Origin of the sequence: Enterobacter sp. 148H3 (genome assembly GCF_034107425.1) — a bacterium.
GTDB lineage: Bacteria > Pseudomonadota > Gammaproteobacteria > Enterobacterales > Enterobacteriaceae > Enterobacter > Enterobacter vonholyi.
This window is the reverse complement of sequence record NZ_JAWNEI010000001.1, coordinates 288,919-308,156: the sequence shown is the minus strand read 5'-3', so window position 1 is coordinate 308,156 and position 19,238 is coordinate 288,919. Positions and strand designations below refer to the sequence as shown.

The following is a 19,238-nucleotide window of genomic DNA, read 5'->3' as shown; positions in this document are numbered from 1 at the left end:
ACAGCCGAGGTGATTGAGGTAAACCTATACGCTTTATTCACGGGGATTGCCTGATATACTCCTTTGTCTTGCTAAATAAGGAGTAAAAGCGCCCATGAATGCCGAAAAATCCCCGGTGGCTCACAACGTTGACCACGAAGAGATTGCCAAATTTGAAGCGGTGGCGTCCCGCTGGTGGGATCTCGAAGGTGAGTTCAAACCGCTGCATCGCATTAATCCGCTGCGTCTGGGCTATATCGCGGAGCGTTCCGGCGGCCTGTTCGGTAAGAAAGTGCTCGACGTCGGCTGCGGCGGCGGCATCCTGGCGGAAAGCATGGCGCGCGAAGGGGCGAACGTCACGGGCCTGGATATGGGCTTTGAACCTTTGCAGGTTGCCCGTCTTCATGCGCTGGAGTCTGGCATACAGGTAGACTACGTGCAGGAAACCGTGGAAGAACACGCGGCAAAACACGCCCATCAGTACGATGTGGTGACATGCATGGAGATGCTGGAGCACGTACCCGATCCGCAGTCGGTGGTACATGCCTGTGCAAAACTGGTGAAGCCGGGCGGCCAGGTCTTCTTCTCAACCATCAACCGTAACGGTAAAGCGTGGCTGATGGCCGTCGTTGGCGCGGAGTATGTACTGCGCATGGTGCCGAAAGGGACGCACGACGTGAAGAAATTCATCAAGCCTGCGGAGCTGTTAAGCTGGGTTGACCAGACGTGGCTCAAAGAGCAGCACATCACCGGCCTGCACTACAATCCGCTAACCAATAAATTCAAACTCGCACCGGGCGTTGATGTTAACTATATGTTGCACACAACCGCCAAAAACGACTAACGTCATTCGTTATTCTTATAAAGATTGCGCGACATCATGTTGCGCAATTCTGACCTCCCGTTGAAGAAATCAGCACTCGATCAAATTTTGAATTTTTTTTCTTAATTATTGACATGTCTTCCAGGCCTTACGGTACGAGGACTTAGCCTTTTTTACCCTTTCACAACCTCAATTTAACGCCAAAATCAACCCTTGTGCTGAAAAGATTCGATACTAGAATACTCACCATATAGCGTTTTTCTTATCGCAAACCCCCTACATGTAGTATTTATCCACAGAGTTAGTCACAAGACGGATCTGTGGATAAACGGGGGATATTTTTTATTTCACGGACAGGTAAAACCCACATGAATCAGAGTCTGCTGGTGACAAAGCGCGACGGTACTACCGAGCGTATCAATCTGGACAAAATCCATCGAGTTCTCGACTGGGCAGCAGAAGGACTGAACAACGTATCTATCTCCCAGGTTGAACTGCGCTCCCACATTCAGTTCTACGACGGCATCAAAACGTCTGATATCCACGAAACGATCATTAAAGCAGCGGCAGACCTCATCTCCCGCGAAGCACCGGATTATCAGTACCTCGCTGCACGTCTGGCGATTTTCCACCTGCGTAAAAAAGCCTACGGTCAGTTTGAGCCGCCGAAGCTTTACGATCACGTGGTGAAAATGGTTGAGCTGGGCAAATACGACACGCATCTGCTGGAAGACTATACGGAAGAAGAGTTCGAGCAGATGAACGGGTTTATCGATCACTGGCGCGACATGAACTTCTCCTACGCGGCGGTGAAGCAGCTCGAAGGCAAATACCTGGTTCAGAACCGTGTAACCGGTGAGATCTACGAAAGCGCCCAGTTCCTCTACATTCTGGTGGCCGCCTGCCTGTTCTCAAACTATCCGCGTGATACCCGTCTGGATTACGTGAAGCGTTTCTACGATGCGGTATCCACGTTCAAGATTTCTCTGCCGACGCCGATCATGTCTGGCGTGCGTACCCCAACCCGTCAGTTCAGCTCCTGCGTACTGATCGAGTGTGGTGACAGCCTGGATTCAATCAACGCCACCTCCAGCGCCATCGTGAAATACGTCTCCCAGCGTGCCGGTATCGGCATCAACGCCGGTCGCATCCGTGCGCTGGGCAGCCCGATTCGCGGCGGTGAAGCGTTCCACACCGGCTGTATCCCGTTCTATAAACACTTCCAGACGGCCGTAAAATCCTGCTCTCAGGGCGGCGTGCGCGGCGGTGCTGCGACCCTGTTCTACCCGATGTGGCACCTGGAAGTGGAAAGCCTGCTGGTTCTGAAAAACAACCGTGGCGTGGAAGGCAACCGCGTGCGTCACATGGACTACGGCGTGCAGATCAACAAGCTGATGTACACCCGTCTGCTGAAAGGCGAAGACATCACCCTGTTCAGCCCGTCCGACGTCCCGGGCCTGTATGACGCGTTCTTTGCCGATCAGGACGAGTTCGAGCGTCTGTACACCAAATACGAAAAAGACGACAGCATCCGTAAGCAGCGCGTGAAGGCAGTAGACCTGTTCTCCCTGATGATGCAGGAACGTGCCTCTACCGGCCGTATCTACATCCAGAACGTTGACCACTGCAACACTCACAGCCCGTTTGATCCGGTGGTTGCGCCAGTGCGCCAGTCTAACCTGTGCCTGGAGATCGCCCTGCCGACCAAACCGCTGGAAGACGTGAACGACGAAAACGGCGAAATCGCGCTGTGTACGCTGTCCGCGTTCAACCTGGGCGCGATTAAGAGCCTGGACGAGCTGGAAGAGCTGGCCGTGCTGGCGGTTCGTGCGCTCGACGCCCTTCTGGACTACCAGGATTATCCAATCCCGGCCGCTAAACGCGGTGCGATGGGCCGCCGTACCCTGGGTATCGGCGTGATCAACTTCGCCTACTGGCTGGCGAAAAACGGCAAGCGTTACTCTGACGGCAGCGCCAACAACCTGACGCACCAGACGTTCGAAGCGATTCAGTACTACCTGATGAAAGCGTCCAACGAGCTGGCGAAAGAGCAAGGCGCGTGCCCGTGGTTCAACGAAACCACCTACGCGAAAGGCATTCTGCCAATCGACACCTACAAGAAAGACCTGGATGCGATTGTCAGCGAGCCGCTGCATCTCGACTGGGAAGGCCTGCGCGAGTCCATCAAGACTCACGGCCTGCGTAACTCCACGCTCTCTGCCCTGATGCCGTCTGAGACCTCTTCGCAGATCTCTAACGCCACCAACGGTATTGAGCCACCGCGCGGCCACGTCAGCATCAAAGCGTCGAAAGACGGCGTGCTGCGTCAGGTGGTACCGGATTACGAGACGCTGGGTGACAACTACGAGCTGCTCTGGGAAATGCCAAACAACGACGGCTACCTGCAGCTGGTGGGTATCATGCAGAAGTTTATCGACCAGTCGATCTCTGCCAATACAAACTATGACCCGACGCGCTTCCCGTCAGGCAAGGTCCCGATGCAGCAACTGCTGAAAGACCTGCTCACCGCCTACAAATTTGGCGTGAAAACCCTGTACTATCACAACACCCGTGATGGTGCGGAAGACGCGCAGGACGACCTGGTACCGTCAATTCAGGACGATGGCTGCGAAAGCGGCGCATGTAAGATCTAATGAAGGGCGGGGATATCCCCGCCTTTATTTCGTAAGACAGGACACACTCATGGCATATACCACCTTTTCACAGACGAAAAACGACCAGCTCAAAGAGCCGATGTTCTTCGGCCAGCCGGTCAACGTGGCACGCTACGATCAGCAAAAATATGACATCTTCGAAAAGCTGATTGAAAAGCAACTCTCCTTCTTCTGGCGTCCGGAAGAAGTGGACGTATCCCGCGACCGTATTGACTACCAGTCGCTGCCGGATCACGAAAAACATATCTTCATCAGCAACCTGAAGTACCAGACGCTGCTGGACTCTATTCAGGGACGTAGCCCTAACGTGGCGCTGCTGCCGCTGATCTCGATTCCTGAGCTGGAGACCTGGGTGGAAACCTGGGCATTCTCCGAGACCATTCACTCCCGCTCTTACACGCACATTATCCGCAACATCGTGAACGATCCGGCGGTGGTGTTTGACGATATCGTCACCAACGAGCAGATCCAGAAGCGCGCGGAAGGCATTGCCCACTACTACGACGAGCTGATCGAGATGACCAGCTACTGGCACCTGCTGGGCGAAGGCACCCACCACGTGGATGGTAAAACCATCACCGTGAACCTGCGCGCGCTGAAAAAGCAGCTGTACCTGTGCCTGATGAGCGTCAACGCTCTGGAAGCGATCCGCTTCTATGTCAGCTTCGCCTGCTCCTTCGCCTTTGCCGAGCGCAAGCTGATGGAAGGCAACGCCAAAATCATCCGTCTGATTGCCCGTGATGAAGCCCTGCACCTGACCGGCACCCAGCACATGCTGAACCTGCTGCGCAGCGGTACGGACGATCCGGAGATGGCTGAAATCGCTGAAGAGTGCAAGCAGGAGTGCTACGACCTGTTCGTGCTGGCCGCTCAGCAGGAGAAAGAGTGGGCAGACTACCTGTTCCGCGACGGCTCCATGATTGGCCTGAACAAAGACATCCTGTGCCAGTACGTTGAGTACATCACCAACATCCGCATGCAGGCTGTTGGTCTCGACCTTCCGTTCCAGACACGCTCTAACCCGATCCCGTGGATCAACACCTGGCTGGTGTCCGATAACGTGCAGGTTGCGCCGCAGGAAGTGGAAGTCAGCTCTTATCTGGTCGGTCAGATTGATTCTGAAGTCAACACCGACGACCTGAGCAACTTCCAGCTCTGATGTCACGCGTCACGTTAAGTCTTTCCGGCACTGAGGTACTGTGTCGGGAGGAGCACCCTTCTCTGCTGGTGGCGCTTGAGGCGCATCAGGTAGAAGTAGAGTACCAGTGTCGTTCCGGCTACTGCGGCTCCTGCCGCTGCCGTCTGGTCGCCGGCCAGGTGGACTGGCTGACCGAGCCGCTGGCCTTTATCAACGAAGGGGAAATTTTGCCCTGCTGCTGCCGGGCAAAAGGCGATATAGAGATCGAGATGTAAAAAAGGGCCTTACGGCCCTTTTTTCTATTTTAAGAACGTTACCGCTTTATCCGGGAAATCCGTAAACAGTCCGTCCACGCCCGCCTGGTTATACAACACCTCATAAAGCTGATTCACGTCCGTGGCATATGGCGGCAGCTGGTCTGCACGCACGGTATACGGGTGCACCTGCATCCTGCTGGCATGCGCCTCTTTCACCATCGCAGTCAGCTTCACGTGACCAGGCGTTGAACCTTCCGCCACCAGCATGTGGTAATCCGGCCCGATGCCGTCGGCGTACTGCGCAATCTGCTTCATCGCGCCCGGCTTAAACATCCAGTCGTAGTTGTAGTTAACCCACTTCCCGTCCGGCTGCTTCTCCTGGGTTTCATTCCAGTCGGTATAGGCAATCAGCTGAACCAGATTGAGATCCATCCCCATCTTCGGCTCCAGCTCGGTTTTGATGCGTTTCAGCTCGGCGGCATCAAAACACTGCAGGTAGACCTTGTCCTTCTTGCCGGTGTAGCCGTACTGCTTCAGCACCTCGAGCGTCTTCGCGGCAATATCTTTTCCTTCCTGATGGTGGAACCACGGCGCTTTGATTTCCGGGTAGATGCCGATGTTTTTACCGGTGGAGTGGTTCAGCCCCTGCACAAACTCAATCTCTTCCTGGAAGGTATGAATACGGAAGTCAGATTTGCCCATCGGGAAACGTCCTGGATATACCTGCACCTTCTTGCCGTTTTCAATCTCAAAGCCCTCGGTAAACTTCAGGGAACGGATCTCCGCCAGCGTGAAGTCGATGGCATAGAAGCGGCCATCTTTGCGCGCGCGGTCCGGGAAACGATCCGCCACGTCCGTCACGCGGTCAAGATAGTGATCGTGCAGGACGACCAGCTGGTCGTCCTTCGTCATCACCAGATCCTGCTCCAGGTAATCCGCACCCTGCGCATAGGCCATCGCCTTCGCCGGCAGCGTATGCTCCGGCAGATAGCCGCTGGCGCCGCGGTGGGCAATAACAATTTTATCCGCCGCCAGCGCGGACCCGGTCATCAGGCCCGCCAGCAGCAGGCCGGTTGCAAGTTGGGTTAATTTCATCGCTAAGCTCCTTATTGACGACGCGCCAGCACTTCCGCGTGGTGACGTTTCTCACCGATCATCACAACAATCAGCAGCAGTACCGCCAGCACGCTACCGCCGATCATCACCATAAAGCCGCCGTCCCAGCCAAAGAAGTCAACGGTGTAGCCCACGATGGCGCTCGCCGCGACCGAACCGCCCAGGTAGCCGAACAGGCCGGTAAAGCCCGCCGCCGTGCCCGCCGCTTTTTTCGGCGCCAGCTCCAGGGCATGCAGACCGATCAGCATCACCGGACCGTAAATCAGGAAGCCGATGACGATCATGCAGGCCATATCTACTGATGGGTTGCCCGGCGGGTTGAGCCAGTACACCACGGTAGCAATGGTCACCAGAGTCATAAAGAACACGCCCGTCGCGCCGCGGTTACCCTTAAACACCTTGTCCGACATCCAGCCGCAAAGCAGCGTGCCCGGGATCCCGGCATATTCATACAGGAAGTACGCCCAGGAGGATTTATCCAGCGCGAAGTGCTTCACCTCTTTCAGGTAGGTTGGCGACCAGTCGAGGATGCCGTAGCGCAGCAGGTAAACGAACACGTTCGCGACCGCGATGTACCACAGCAGCTTATTGGGCAGCACGTACTTCATGAAGATCTGTTTCGCAGTCAGCTCTTCTTCGTGCTCCTTGCTGTAATCATCCGGATAGTCGTTTTTGTACTCTTCAATGGGCGGCAGGCCGCAGGACTGCGGCGTATCGCGCATCAGGGCGAAGGCAATAATCGCCACCAGAATGGCGCCAAAGGCAGGCATATAGAGCGCCGCATGCCAGTCGTTGAACCAGGCCATCCCCAGCAGGAACAGCAGAGGCGGAATACCGCCGCCCACGTTATGGGCGCAGTTCCACACCGACACGATGCCGCCGCGCTCTTTCTGCGACCACCAGTGCACCATGGTACGCCCGCACGGCGGCCACCCCATCCCCTGGAACCAGCCGCAGAGGAACAGCAGCACGAACATGATGGCAATGCTGGAGGTAGCCCACGGCACAAAGCCCATGAACAGCATGACCGCGGCCGCCAGGATCAGACCGGCGGGCAGGAACACGCGCGGATTCGAGCGATCCGACACGGAGCCCATGATGAATTTGGAAAAACCGTAGGCGATGGAGATCCCCGACAGCGCGAACCCCAGATCGCCACGGGAAAAGCCCTGCTCCACCAGATACGGCATGGCGAGCGCGAAGTTTTTACGTACAAGGTAGTACGCCGCGTACCCGAAGAAGATCCCCAGGAAGATTTGCCAACGCAGACGGCGATAGAGCGGATCTATTTCTGCCTCTGGCAGACGCGCCCTGTGCGGCGCAGGTTTGAAGATACTGAGCATAACAGCCTCCGTGGCCTTGAAATGAATGAGCAGGTGGCTCGCACCTGAATTCCAGAGGCGGGGATGTTAAGAAATCACGGTGATTGTTACTGTGAATCAACGCACAGATTGTTACAGAAATATGACAGAATGCGCAAAAAGGCGCATGAAATCACGTTTCACTTTCGAATTCCGCGCGTTTATGTTCGAAATCAAACAAACCACAAAATTAATATGGCTAAATGATAAAAAACGAACATAGAGGGTAAACAATGACCAGTCACGATCCTCGTTATAGTGATGTGATAATCATTGGTGGTGGCGCAACCGGCGCCGGGATCGCGCGCGATTGCGCCCTTCGCGGCTTAAGCGTCACGCTTCTGGAACGCCATGATATCGCCACGGGCGCAACCGGACGTAACCACGGCCTGCTGCACAGCGGCGCCCGGTATGCGGTCACCGACGCTGAATCCGCGCGCGAATGTATTGCTGAAAACCAGATCCTCAAGCGTATCGCCCGCCACTGCATTGAGCCGACTGACGGCCTGTTTATCACTCTTCCCGAAGATGACCTCACCTTTCAGGACACCTTTATTACCGCCTGCTGTGCAGCGGGCATTCAGGCTGAGGCCATGGATCCGGTTCTGGCGCGGCGGCTGGAACCGTCGGTTAACCCGGCGCTTATCGGCGCGGTTAAAGTGCCTGACGGCACCGTTGACCCCTTCCGCCTGACTGCCGCCAACATGCTGGACGCCCGCGAACATGGCGCTCACATCCTGACCGGACACGAAGTGACCGGGCTTATCCGCGAGGGAAACCGCATCTGCGGCGTACGGATTGTTGATACGCAATATAACGAACACAGCGAACTGTATGCCGCCGTGGTGGTCAACGCGGCGGGGATCTGGGGGCAGCGCATCGCGGAATACGCGGACCTGTCGGTGCGCATGTTCCCGGCGAAAGGCTCGCTGCTGATCCTCGACCACCGCATCAATAACCACGTAATTAACCGCTGCCGCAAACCGTCAGATGCCGATATTCTGGTGCCGGGCGACACCATCTCATTAATCGGTACGACCTCAACCCACGTGGACTATAGCGAGATTGACTACAACCGCGTGACCGCTAAAGAGGTCGACATCCTGCTGCGCGAAGGGGAAAAACTGGCCCCGGTGATGGCGCAGACGCGTATTCTGCGCGCCTACGCAGGCGTGCGTCCGCTGGTCGCCAGCGATAACGATCCGAGCGGGCGTAACGTCAGCCGAGGCATTGTGCTGCTCGATCACGCCGAGCGTGACGGGCTGGATGGGTTTATCACCATCACCGGCGGCAAGCTGATGACCTACCGCCTGATGGCCGAGTGGGCGACCGATGCCGTCTGCCGCAAGCTGGGCAATACCGAACGGTGCGTGACGGCAGAACAACCCCTGCCCGGCTCGCGTCAGTCCACCGAAAAAACGCTGCAAAAAATCATCTCCCTGCCCGCGCCGCTGCGCGGATCCGCTATTTACCGCCACGGCGACAGAACGCCGCAGTGGCTCGGTGAAGGGCGCCTGAGCCGCAGCCTGGTGTGCGAGTGCGAAGCCGTCACCGCCGGTGAGGTGCAGTACGCGGTGGAAAGTCTGACGGTTAACAGCCTGCTCGATCTTCGCCGCCGCACCCGCGTCGGAATGGGGACCTGTCAGGGCGAGCTGTGCGCCTGTCGTGCCGCCGGACTGCTGCAGCGCTTTCATACCACCACCGCCACCCAGTCGCTCGATCAGCTCAGCGCGTTTTTAAACGAGCGCTGGAAAGGCATTCAGCCTGTCGCCTGGGGCGATGCCCTGCGCGAAAGCGAATTTACCCGCTGGGTCTACCAGGGGCTTTGCGGTCTTGAGAAGGAGCAACGCGATGAAATTTGATACCGTAATCGTCGGCGGCGGGCTGGCAGGCCTGCTCTGCGGCATCAGGCTCACCAGGCAGGGGCTGCGCTGCGCCATTATCACACGGGGCCAGAGCGCCCTGCACTTCTCGTCGGGCTCGCTGGATCTGGTGGACGAAACGTACCGCGATAAGCTGCCGCCGGAGCACCCCTATCACCTGATTGGCGCGCACAACGTTGACCGCTTTGCGCTGGAAACGGAAGCGCTGCTGGCGGACTGCGGCGCGCGTCTGAAGGGGAGCGCCCGGCTCAATCACCAGCGCGTCACGCCGCTCGGTACCTTACGCTCTGCCTGGCTCAGCCCGGAGGAGGTGCCCGTTGCCCCCTTCAATGCCGCGCGCGTTCGGGTCGTGGGTATTAGTGGTTTTCTGGATTTTCAGCCCCATCTCGCGGCGGCGTCGCTTTGCCGCCAGGGTATCAATGCCGAAACGGCAGAGATAGAGCTACCTGAGCTTGATGTCCTGCGCGATAACCCGAGCGAGTTTCGCGCGGTGAATATCGCCCGATTTCTGGATAACGAGGACAAATGGCCGCTGCTGTATGACGCGCTCAGGCCCCTCAGCGACAGCTGTGACGCCCTGCTGATGCCCGCCTGCTTTGGCTTACGCGACAACCGGCTCTGGCGCTGGCTCTCGGATCGTCTGCCCTGCTCGCTCGGCCTGCTGCCAACGCTGCCTCCGTCCGTACCCGGCATTCGTCTGCATACCCAGCTCCAGCGCCAGTTTGTCGCGCAGGGCGGCGTGTGGATGGCGGGTGATGAGGTGAAAAAAATCACTCTGACCGGCGGCGCGGTGAGCGAAATCTGGACGCGCAACCACGACGATATTCCGCTTCGTGCGCGCTATACGGTGCTGGCAAGCGGCAGCTTCTTCAGCAACGGGCTGCTGAGCAGCCGGGAGGGTATCCGGGAAGCTATTATGGGACTGGATGTTCGCCAGCATGCCTCCCGCGCGGACTGGTATCAAAGTGATTTCTTCTCGCCGCAGCCCTGGCAGCAGTTCGGCGTGATTGTCGATAACCACCTGCATCCGCAGCTTGCCGGTAGACCTGTCAGTAATCTCTTTGCCATCGGCTCGCTGCTGGGCGGGTACGATCCTATTGCTCAGGGGTGCGGTGGCGGCGTCTGCGCCGTCACGGCGCTGTATGTGGCAGAGCAGATTAGCCAGCGCACGGAGGCTGAACAATGAACGATACCCGTTTTGAAAGCTGCATCAAATGCACGGTGTGTACCACCGTCTGCCCGGTCAGCGGCGTGAACCCACGCTATCCCGGACCAAAGCAGGCCGGACCGGACGGCGAGCGTCTGCGCCTGAAGGACGGCAAGCTGTATGATGAAGCGCTGAAATACTGCATCAACTGCAAACGCTGCGAAGTCGCCTGCCCGTCGGATGTGAAAATCGGCGATATCATCCAGCGCGCCCGGGCGCGCTACAGCGCGCAAAAGCCGTCGCTGCGGGACGCGATTCTGAGCCATACCGATCTGATGGGCAGCGTCTCTACGCCGTTTGCCCCGCTGGTGAATGCCGCGACCTCCCTCAAACCGGTGCGCCAGCTGCTGGATGCCACGCTGAAGATAGACCATCACCGCAGCCTGCCGAAATATTCTCACGGTACGTTCCGCCGCTGGTATAAATCCGTCGCGGCGAAACAGGCGCAGTACGCCGAGCAGGTGGCCTTTTTCCACGGCTGCTACGTGAATTACAACCACCCGCAGCTGGGTAAAGACCTGCTGAAGGTGCTGAACGCCATGGGAACGGGCGTTCAGCTACTGAATAAAGAGAAGTGCTGCGGCGTACCGCTGATCGCCAACGGGTTTACCGATAAAGCGCGCAGGCAGGCTCAGAGCAATGTCACGTCACTGCGCGAAGCGATTGTTGATAAAGGTATTCCGGTGCTGTCGACCTCGTCCACCTGTACCTTTACCCTGCGCGATGAGTACCCGCATCTGCTGGACGTGGACAACACCGGACTGCGCGAGCACATCGAGCTGGCGACACGTTTCCTGTGGCGCAAGCTGGATAGCGGGCAGACCTTGCCGCTGAGGGAATTATCCCTGAAGGTGGTGTATCACACACCTTGTCATATGGAGAAGATGGGCTGGTCGCTCTATACGCTGGAGCTGCTGCGGCTAATCCCGGGGCTGGAGCTGACGGTGCTGGACTCGCGCTGCTGCGGGATTGCGGGAACCTACGGCTTTAAGCGTGAAAACTACGAAACGTCACAGGCGATTGGCGCCCCGCTGTTTCGTCAGATTGAGGAGAGCGGCGCAGATATCGTAGTAACGGACTGCGAAACCTGCAAATGGCAGATTGAGATGTCCACCAGCAAGCGCTGCGAACATCCGATTACGCTGCTGGCAAAGGCGCTCGGCTGAACATGGCCGGGGCGAAAGGCCCCGGCGCAGGTGTTACTCCACGAACAACGACTCAACCACGTTAATCCAGCCGTGCTCGCTGGCCACCTCTTTGCCATTCAGCCAACGGCGCAGCATATTCAACGCCATCATGGCGCACACCTCCTGACGCACCGCCAGGCTGTGGCGGGTAATGCTCATTTTTACCCGCAGGGCGTGGGTGCCCTCGGGCGTCGCCAGCGCGAAGTTGAGATGTTCTTCATCAAGCCCGCCGACAAACAGCGCCAGACCGGCAAAATGCTTCACCCTTCTCTCGGACGCCCAGCGTGCGGTCTGCGCCAGGGTCTCCTGCTGGAACGGCACAACTTCGCTGGCCAGCAGCGGCGCGTTGACGCGCGACAGCTGCAGCGCCAGCAGGCCACCGGTGAACTGCTCGCTTAAGGTCACGCTGAGCTGACGCGCCTGCAGATGCTTCGCAATCTGCGCGGGCAACCCTTCCGTACCTTCAAAGATCAGGCTTTCACCAGCCACGCGCTGCACCTCGGGCCACAACGCCAGCATCGCCTCTTTCTGCTCGGCCGGGCCTGTCAGCTTAAGTTCAATGATCGGCATGGAGGAGCGATAGCCCATGGACACGCCCGGCGGCAGCGGAAGGTGATCGAGGCTCTGGGCCAGATCGCTTTCCGAGCGGCCAAAGGTGGTCAGACGCAGGCACAGCGGCGGTTCCGGCAGGGTAAAACGCTGGCGAAGGCGCGGCAGGATCTGCTGCTCGACCATCACTTTAAATTCTGAGGGCACGCCCGGCGTGAAGAACATCAGGCAGCGGTTCAGCTGCATGGCAAATCCGCACGCGGTACCCACCGGGTTATCAACCAGCTCGGCGCTGGCGGGAATTTCAGCCTGTTTGCGATTGCTGGGGGCCATGACGCGGCCACGTTCGGAGAAAAAGCGCTCCATCTGCGAAAGCCACGCCTCGTGCAGCACAAGCCCTTCGCCTTTTGCGGTCGCGGCGGCCAGCGCGCTGAGATCGTCACTGGTAGGGCCGAGCCCACCGTTCACAATCAGCACGTCACAGTGCTCACTGCGTTCACGCAGAATAGCGACCAGTGACTCAAGATTGTCGCCCACCGTATTGCGGCGCGTTAACGGTAATCCTTGCTCAAAGAAAAGATCGGCAAGCCAGGCAGCATTGGTATCAATAATTTGTCCATGCAGCACTTCGTCGCCGGTGGATAACATCTCCACGTTAATCATTATGTTCTCCCGCTTATTTGGTCAAAACACTATAACGCAAACGCGGGGTGGATAAGAGAGAAACTGGCGCGACAGATTGCCGCGCCGGAGTGATTAAAAGCCTGCGCTGACGCCCACGTACGGGCCGTCGGCCAGCGCGTTGTCGCGGTTGCCGTCTTTACCGGCCAGGTTCAGATAGCGATAGCCCGCTTCGATGGTAATCGGACGCATGATGGTCCAGCGCGCGCCGGCGTTAGCCTCTTCATAGCTTTCGATACCGCTTGAGAGGGAGTCCGGCGAATAGTAGTACTCACCAAACAGGCCGAAGCTGTCGCCAATTTTCCACTGCAGGCCGCCGCCCACTGCCGCCGCGTACCCTTCGTCACCGTCATTTGGGTTGGTATAGATACCTTTACCGCCGACGGTGGCCAGGAACGGGCCAAGAGGAACGTTGAGACCCAGGCCGAGGCTGGCCGCGTCGCCGTCATCATCGTTATGCGTCCAGCCGCCGGTCATCGCCAGACCCGAAGTCTCGGTACCCATGCCAAAGCCAAGGTGGGTATAATCCTGACCCGCCGATCCGTTAATGCTGATGGCGTTAGCCGCCGCAGATACAACCATCAGGCCTAAGCCCACTAATGCCACTTTTTTCATTGTCGTGATCCCGCACAATTATTATAAAGAAGTCCCAAAACCGCGAGATTTTAACCGGAGTCTCCCGGGGATCAAGCACTCTGCGTGCGGCAGGTCATTAGATTGTAACTATTTGAAACGGCTATTATCCCTTCAGCGATGCGTTCACCCATTGCTGCAACGCGCGGCGCGAGACTTTAATACCGCCATTTTTGAGTTCGGTCGGCAACAGCAGCCAGCGGACGGGTTGCTCAAAACGCGCCACCTTATCCCTCACCCAGTCAGGTAAACAGGTGATATCCGTTCCCGGCTCACACTCCACCACCGCCACCGGACGCTGCCCAAACTCGGCGTCGTCCAGCGGAACAATAAATACCTGGTTAACCTGCGGGTGCGTGGCGATAACGCGTTCCAGCGATTCCGGCTGGATCCCTTCTCCGCCGCTAAAAAAGAGGTTGTCCATGCGGCCCAGGATCGTCAGACGTCCGTTATGCCATTCGCCGCTATCGCGTGTGGCGAACCATCCCTGCGCGTTGGTCAGCGGAATCAGTTCGCCATCCCGCCAGTAGCCAGAGGCCATGCTTTGCGCCCTGATCCAGACTTCCCCGTTAACCACCTGAACCTCTCTGCCCGGCAGCGCATAGCCCACGTCCGGCTCGCCGTCCGCCTCTTTCGCGCAGACGGTAGAGGCAAACTCGGTCAGGCCGTAGCCGCAGAAGGTGCGAATATCCTGCTCTCTCGCCTGTTCGGTCAATTCAACAGGGATGGCCGCCCCACCCAGCAGCACCGCTTTCAGTGCAAAATGCTGGTGTGCATTAAGCAGACGCCAGAGCTGGGTTGGCACCAGCGAGGCGTGGGTGCAGCCGCACAGCGCCTCCGCCAGCGGCTGTTTCTCGCGCACGGTTAACCGCGCGCCGGCCTGCAGCCAGCGCCATAAAATCCCCTGGCCGGAAACGTGAAACAGCGGCAGCGAAAGCAGCCAGTCGTCGTCTTCACCGTAGGGGATCAGCGACAAAACGCCGCGCGCGCTGGCGAGATGGGCGTCGCAGGTATGGACCGCCGCTTTCGGCAGCCCGGTGGAGCCGGAGGTCAGCGTCATGGACGCCAGCCGCGCCGGTTGCCACGCAGCGCTATACGCATCGGTGGTCTCGCGCATGCACAGGGCAGGAAGAGCGTCGTAGCTGCCGTCCAGCACCAGCGCAAAGCGCAGCGTCATCTGCGGGAGCAGCACGTCCAGCAGCGGGCGCGGCAGCTGCGGATTCACGGGAAGAATACGCGCCCCGCACTGGAGCAGCGCCAGCCACGCCAGCAGGGTGTGCGGATGATTATGGGCCAGCAGCAGCACGCCGTCGTCCTCCTCCACGCCCTGACGGTGAAAGCCCGCCGCAAGGCGGTCAATGCGCGCGCACAGCTGTTGCCAGCTGAGCACCTCGTCGTTCAGACTCAGGGCCGGTTTATCGGCAAACTGCGCACACCAGTGCCGCCACGGCCAGTCGGTAAAACTCATTGCAGCGGCTCCAGCGCCGTAACGTCGAGGCACGGCAGCGCGCTGTCCGGCCACGGGCGGAGAAGCTGAGCCTGCATCAGGTTCAGCGTGTCGAGACCAGGGACCGTGTCAGGCGTTAACCAGGAGGCAATGCGCGCCAGCTGGGTTAGCCCAAGGCTGGACTCAATCGACGAGCTGATGACCGCCGTCAGCCCTAAGGCGTGCGCCGCCGCGACCTGCTCGCGCACTTTCGCCAGGCTGCCGGTCAGCGTTGGTTTAATCACCACCGCGCTGACGCCGGGTTCGGCGACAAATTCAAAATCGGCCTCGCGCAGGCTTTCATCCCAGGCGATGGCAATCCCCGTTTCGCGGGCAAACGCACGCGAATCCTCCCGCGTCTTGCACGGTTCTTCGAGGAAGGCAATGCGGCTGCGGTACGCCGGATTGACGTACTTCGCAAACTGCTGCGCCTTAAGCGGCGTCCAGGCGCGGTTGGCGTCCAGACGCAGATGAAGATCGGGGATCGCTTCCAGCAGCAGGTTGGCGACCATGCCGTCGCGCACCGCCTCATAGAGCCCAACTTTGATTTTCGCGACCTTCTCGCCCGGCATAGCGGAGAGCAGCGCGAAGAGTTCGTCCGGATCGCCCGTGCAGAGCGGTGCCGCGCGGTAATTTCCCGCTTCCGGCAGGCTGCCGTCCAGCTCCGCGAGCGCGCAGCTGATACCAAAAGCCGCGGAAGGCACATCCGGCAATGCCGGATTCGTGCCCTCACGCCACGCGTCTGCCCACGCCAGCAATGCTGACTGCGCGTCTTCCAGCGACTCCATGCTAAAGCCCGGCAGCGGTGAAATCTCGCCCCAGCCTTCCCGCTCGTCCTGCTGCAGATGCACGAAGAAGCCGTCACGGGTTTTTAACCGCCGTTCACGCAGCACCACACCCGCGTCCATCGGTATCTGCCAGCGGTAAACCTGCGCGCGACGCATTACGGGTTCCGTTTGTATTTGCTGAAGTCCGGCTGGCGTTTTTCGTTAAACGCGTTGCGCCCTTCCTGACCCTCTTCGGTCATGTAGAACAGCATAGTGGCGTTGCCAGCCAGCTCCTGCAGACCCGCCTGACCGTCGCAGTCGGCATTAAGTGCCGCTTTCAGGCAGCGCAGCGCCATCGGGCTGTTTTGCAGCATTTCACGGCACCAGCGCACGGTTTCTTTTTCGAGTTCGGCAAGCGGGACCACGGTGTTCACCAGGCCCATATCCAGCGCTTCCTGCGCGTTGTACTGGCGGCACAGGAACCAGATTTCGCGGGCCTTTTTCTGCCCGACGATGCGCGCCATGTAGGAGGCACCCCAGCCGCCGTCGAAGGATCCCACTTTCGGGCCCGTCTGGCCGAAGATGGCGTTCTCGGCCGCAATGGTCAGGTCACACATCATGTGCAGCACGTGACCGCCGCCGATGGAGTAGCCCGCCACCATCGCCACCACCGGTTTTGGACAGGTGCGGATCTGACGCTGGAAATCGAGGACGTTCAGGTGGTGTGTACCCGCATCGTCCTGGTATCCGCCGTAGTCACCGCGCACTTTCTGATCGCCGCCGGAGCAGAACGCTTTATCGCCTTCGCCGGTCAGGACAATCACGCCGATGTTATCGTCGTAGCGCGCATCCGCCAGGGCCTGAATCATCTCTTTCACGGTCAGCGGACGGAAGGCATTACGCACCTGCGGACGGTTAATGGTGATTTTAGCAATGCCGTCGGTGGATTTGTGGTAACGAATGTCGGTGTAGCCTTCGGAGCAGTCTTGCCATTCAACCGGTGCATAGAGCATGTTTTCATCAGGGTAGATCATAGAGTGTCCTTTATGCGAAGACGCAGTATCTGAGCCAGACTTGCGGTAACCGCATCGGGATTTTCCCGGTGGGCGTTGTGTCCGGCGTTGGGAATTGCATGGCGAACGGCGTTCAGCTCAGCGGCCAGGGCCGCAAACTTCTCATCACGTTCGCCATAGAGATAATCAAAAGAGAAATCGCGCGCGCTCAGGGCAGCACGCAGGTCGGGCTGCACGGCCAGCGACGTTGCCTCGAGCATCATCGCCAGCGTCGCGCCGCTGTTCTGGCTGCGCAGAGTAATCAGCGCATCGCGCTGGGCGTCCGTAAGGGAGGCGAAAACGGGCTGTTGGTACCAGTCAGCGAATACTTTCTCCAGCGGTTCGGTACGAAAACGCGTTGCCCAGCGGCGGTCGGATGCCAGCCGCGCATTTCGCGCATCGGCATCCTGCAGGCCCGGATGCCCTCCCTCCACCAGCACGCCATGCAGCCCCTTTGGCTGCTGGCAGGCATGGAACATCGCAATGCGGCCGCCGAGGGAGTACCCGACAAGCCAGAATTTAAGTATGTTGTAACTAAGCAGGGTTCGGGTGAGCAACGCGCTCATCTCGTCAAACCCCTTCACACCCAGATTCCGGGATCCACCGTGCCCCGGCAGATCCAGATATAGCCTGGGATAATCGCTAAGTCCTTCACCGACCCTCTGCCACTCGCGACAGTCACCCGAAAAACCGTGCAAAAAGACCAGCCAGGGATAGCCTGGTTTTCCGGCCTGCAGCACACCCGAGAGGATCACAGCTGGCTCACCTGCGCCAGCAGACTTTGCAGGGCCTGCGCACCGTCAGCATCGTTCACCACAAGCTCAATCAGCGTCGCGCCCGGCTGTTTCCATGCGCTGTTTAACGCCGCGTCCAGCTGTTCCCAACTTTCCGGGCGATGGTATTTCAGGCTAAACATCGCCGCGGCGTGTTCGAACTGCACGTTCTGCGGCATCAGATAGAAACGCTCGCGCTCGCTCTGCGGCGTAGGCAGCAGGGAGAAAATCTGCCCACCGTTGTTGTTGACCACAATCAGCACAAACGGGGCTGACGCCTGACGCAGCAGCGCCAGCGCGTTGAGATCGTAGAGAGCGGAGAGATCGCCCACGATCGCCAGCGTCGATTTCGCGCTGGCGCGCTGCACGCCCGCCGCCGTGGAGATCAGCCCGTCGATGCCGCTGGCACCACGGTTGCTGTACACCGGGTAGCCCGCGGGCAGCTTCGAAAAAGCATCAATCAGCCGCACGACCAGGCTGTTGCCGACAAACAGCTGCCCCTGCTCGGGCAGGTACTGGCGAATACGGTGCGCCAGCCCGGCTTCGCTAAACGCTTCACAGTGCGCTTTGGTTAATTCCCACGCCTGGCGCGAAAGGTCCGGAATGGCCACCGCCCAGGGCTTGCGTTTCTCAGCCGGATGAAGCGTCAGCCAGGCGTCGATACTGCTCACCAGACGACGGCCGCGGTGGTGCGCCGGGTCAAGCCGCCCTTCCAGCGCGTCCACCAGCCAGTACTCGTCCGGTGTGCAGGTCGCCTGCCACTGCAGTAACCGTTTGCCGGTCAAGCTCGATCCAAGCTGGACCACAATCTGCGCCTGCGCCAGTTCGGTGACCGCTTTGGCATTACCCAGCCAGAGATCGGCGCACGGCAGCGGCTGACCGGTCTGGGAAAGCACGTCGCCTATCAGCGGCCAGCCCAGGGTTTGCGCCCATTCGGCAACCAGCTTGCCTTCAGAGGCGCTCATGCGCCCGGCGATAACCACGCCGCGCTTCTGTCGCCAGAAGAACCAGTCGCGCTGCTTCGCGCTCTCGAGATGCGTCTGCTCGCGCAACCACGGTTTTTCACTCTCCCACCAGTCGCCGAGGGTCTGCTGCCAGTCAAGACCCGTGTCGTCCAGCTCACCGTAAAGCGGCTCGGCAAACGGGCAGTTGATATGCAACGATCCGCTACGCAACGTCTCCATGGCGTGATCGACGGTAGAGACCAGCCAGCTTGCCGGAATATCCTGGGTGGGACGGGGCAGCGAAATCGTCTGCGAAGGATGCGAAGAAAAGAGTCCCGGCTGGCGAATGGCCTGATTGGCGCCGCAGTCGATAAGCTCAGGGGGACGATCGGCCGTCAGCAGAATCAGTTTTTCACCGGTTAACCCGGCTTCAATCAGCGCCGGATAGAGGTTCGCCACGGCGGTACCGGAAGTGACAATCACCGCCACGGGTTCTTTGCTGACCTTCGCCAGACCCAGCGCAAGATGGCCGAGGCCGCGCTCATCAAAGTGGGTGTGGTGAATTAACGCCCGGTTTTCGGCGGCCGCCAGCGTCAGCGGCGTTGAGCGAGAACCCGGTGCAATACACACGTGCCTGACGCCATGGCGCGTCAGGGCTTCAAGGATCACCGCCGCCCAGCGTCGGTTAAAAGAACTTACTGACATGAGATTGTCCGGTATCAAGAAT

Annotated in this window: 16 protein-coding genes; 7 read left to right on the top strand and 9 right to left on the bottom strand. The window is 59.0% G+C overall.

The window, feature by feature from the left end:
- The first annotated feature begins 94 nt into the window (after window positions 1-94).
- The 4 genes from ubiG (at window position 95) to yfaE (ending at window position 4,890) form a co-directional block, all read left to right on the top strand.
- On the top strand, window positions 95-823 hold the full coding sequence (gene ubiG / locus USH94_RS01420) for a bifunctional 2-polyprenyl-6-hydroxyphenol methylase/3-demethylubiquinol 3-O-methyltransferase UbiG (RefSeq protein WP_021241539.1): 729 nt from the start codon (window positions 95-97) through the stop codon (window positions 821-823).
- 347 nt (window positions 824-1,170) lie between these two features.
- Window positions 1,171-3,456 (top strand): class 1a ribonucleoside-diphosphate reductase subunit alpha, encoded by a 2,286-nt coding sequence (nrdA, locus tag USH94_RS01415; RefSeq protein ID WP_045908710.1) that lies wholly within the window; start codon window positions 1,171-1,173, stop codon window positions 3,454-3,456.
- A gap of 49 nt (window positions 3,457-3,505) precedes the next feature.
- On the top strand, window positions 3,506-4,636 hold the full coding sequence (nrdB, locus tag USH94_RS01410) for a class Ia ribonucleoside-diphosphate reductase subunit beta (RefSeq protein ID WP_111965288.1): 1,131 nt from the start codon (window positions 3,506-3,508) through the stop codon (window positions 4,634-4,636).
- Entirely contained in the window at window positions 4,636-4,890 is a 255-nt protein-coding gene (gene yfaE, locus USH94_RS01405) for a class I ribonucleotide reductase maintenance protein YfaE (RefSeq protein WP_008500234.1), read from the top strand. The genes nrdB and yfaE overlap by 1 nt, the downstream gene beginning before the upstream one ends.
- Window positions 4,891-4,914: 24 nt before the next feature.
- Here the strand turns inward: yfaE and glpQ are convergent, their stop codons facing one another.
- On the bottom strand, window positions 4,915-5,967 hold the full coding sequence (gene glpQ, locus USH94_RS01400; RefSeq protein WP_111965287.1) for a glycerophosphodiester phosphodiesterase: 1,053 nt from the start codon (window positions 5,965-5,967) through the stop codon (window positions 4,915-4,917).
- Between the two features lie 11 nt (window positions 5,968-5,978).
- Window positions 5,979-7,331 carry a glycerol-3-phosphate transporter gene (gene glpT, locus USH94_RS01395; RefSeq protein WP_045354273.1) on the bottom strand — a complete coding sequence of 451 codons (1,353 nt, stop codon included), beginning with the start codon at window positions 7,329-7,331 and terminating at the stop codon, window positions 5,979-5,981.
- A 251-nt stretch (window positions 7,332-7,582) separates the two neighbouring features.
- Between glpT and glpA the strand changes: the two genes are divergently transcribed.
- From glpA to glpC, 3 genes are read left to right on the top strand one after another with little or no spacing between them, the layout of a single operon-like run.
- Entirely contained in the window at window positions 7,583-9,211 is a 1,629-nt protein-coding gene (gene glpA / locus USH94_RS01390) for an anaerobic glycerol-3-phosphate dehydrogenase subunit A (protein ID WP_111965286.1), read from the top strand.
- A complete protein-coding gene (gene glpB, locus USH94_RS01385; protein WP_111965285.1) occupies window positions 9,201-10,418 on the top strand; it encodes a glycerol-3-phosphate dehydrogenase subunit GlpB in 1,218 nt (405 codons plus the stop codon). Before glpA ends, glpB begins: the two co-directional genes overlap by 11 nt.
- On the top strand, window positions 10,415-11,605 hold the full coding sequence (gene glpC / locus USH94_RS01380) for an anaerobic glycerol-3-phosphate dehydrogenase subunit GlpC (protein ID WP_111965284.1): 1,191 nt from the start codon (window positions 10,415-10,417) through the stop codon (window positions 11,603-11,605). Before glpB ends, glpC begins: the two co-directional genes overlap by 4 nt.
- Before the next feature lie 33 nt (window positions 11,606-11,638).
- Here the strand turns inward: glpC and USH94_RS01375 are convergent, their stop codons facing one another.
- The 7 genes from USH94_RS01375 to menD all read right to left on the bottom strand — a co-directional run bounded on the left by USH94_RS01375 (window position 11,639) and on the right by menD (window position 19,216).
- The gene (locus USH94_RS01375; RefSeq protein ID WP_111965283.1) at window positions 11,639-12,838 is read right to left on the bottom strand and encodes a nicotinamide mononucleotide deamidase-related protein YfaY; all 1,200 of its coding nucleotides are present in this window, start codon (window positions 12,836-12,838) and stop codon (window positions 11,639-11,641) included.
- Between the two features lie 93 nt (window positions 12,839-12,931).
- Complete coding sequence (locus USH94_RS01370) at window positions 12,932-13,471, bottom strand: YfaZ family outer membrane protein (RefSeq protein ID WP_111965282.1); 540 nt, start codon at window positions 13,469-13,471, stop codon at window positions 12,932-12,934.
- A gap of 124 nt (window positions 13,472-13,595) precedes the next feature.
- On the bottom strand, window positions 13,596-14,957 hold the full coding sequence (menE, locus tag USH94_RS01365) for an o-succinylbenzoate--CoA ligase (protein WP_111965281.1): 1,362 nt from the start codon (window positions 14,955-14,957) through the stop codon (window positions 13,596-13,598).
- The gene (gene menC, locus USH94_RS01360) at window positions 14,954-15,919 is read right to left on the bottom strand and encodes an o-succinylbenzoate synthase (RefSeq protein ID WP_111965280.1); all 966 of its coding nucleotides are present in this window, start codon (window positions 15,917-15,919) and stop codon (window positions 14,954-14,956) included. The genes menE and menC overlap by 4 nt, the downstream gene beginning before the upstream one ends.
- Window positions 15,919-16,776 (bottom strand): 1,4-dihydroxy-2-naphthoyl-CoA synthase, encoded by an 858-nt coding sequence (menB, locus tag USH94_RS01355; protein WP_045327944.1) that lies wholly within the window; start codon window positions 16,774-16,776, stop codon window positions 15,919-15,921. The genes menC and menB overlap by 1 nt, the downstream gene beginning before the upstream one ends.
- Window positions 16,773-17,549, bottom strand: a complete 777-nt coding sequence (gene menH / locus USH94_RS01350) for a 2-succinyl-6-hydroxy-2,4-cyclohexadiene-1-carboxylate synthase (protein ID WP_111965279.1) — start codon at window positions 17,547-17,549, stop codon at window positions 16,773-16,775. Before menH ends, menB begins: the two co-directional genes overlap by 4 nt.
- Window positions 17,546-19,216 (bottom strand): 2-succinyl-5-enolpyruvyl-6-hydroxy-3-cyclohexene-1-carboxylic-acid synthase, encoded by a 1,671-nt coding sequence (gene menD / locus USH94_RS01345; RefSeq protein ID WP_111965278.1) that lies wholly within the window; start codon window positions 19,214-19,216, stop codon window positions 17,546-17,548. The genes menH and menD overlap by 4 nt, the downstream gene beginning before the upstream one ends.
- Window positions 19,217-19,238 lie beyond the last annotated feature (22 nt).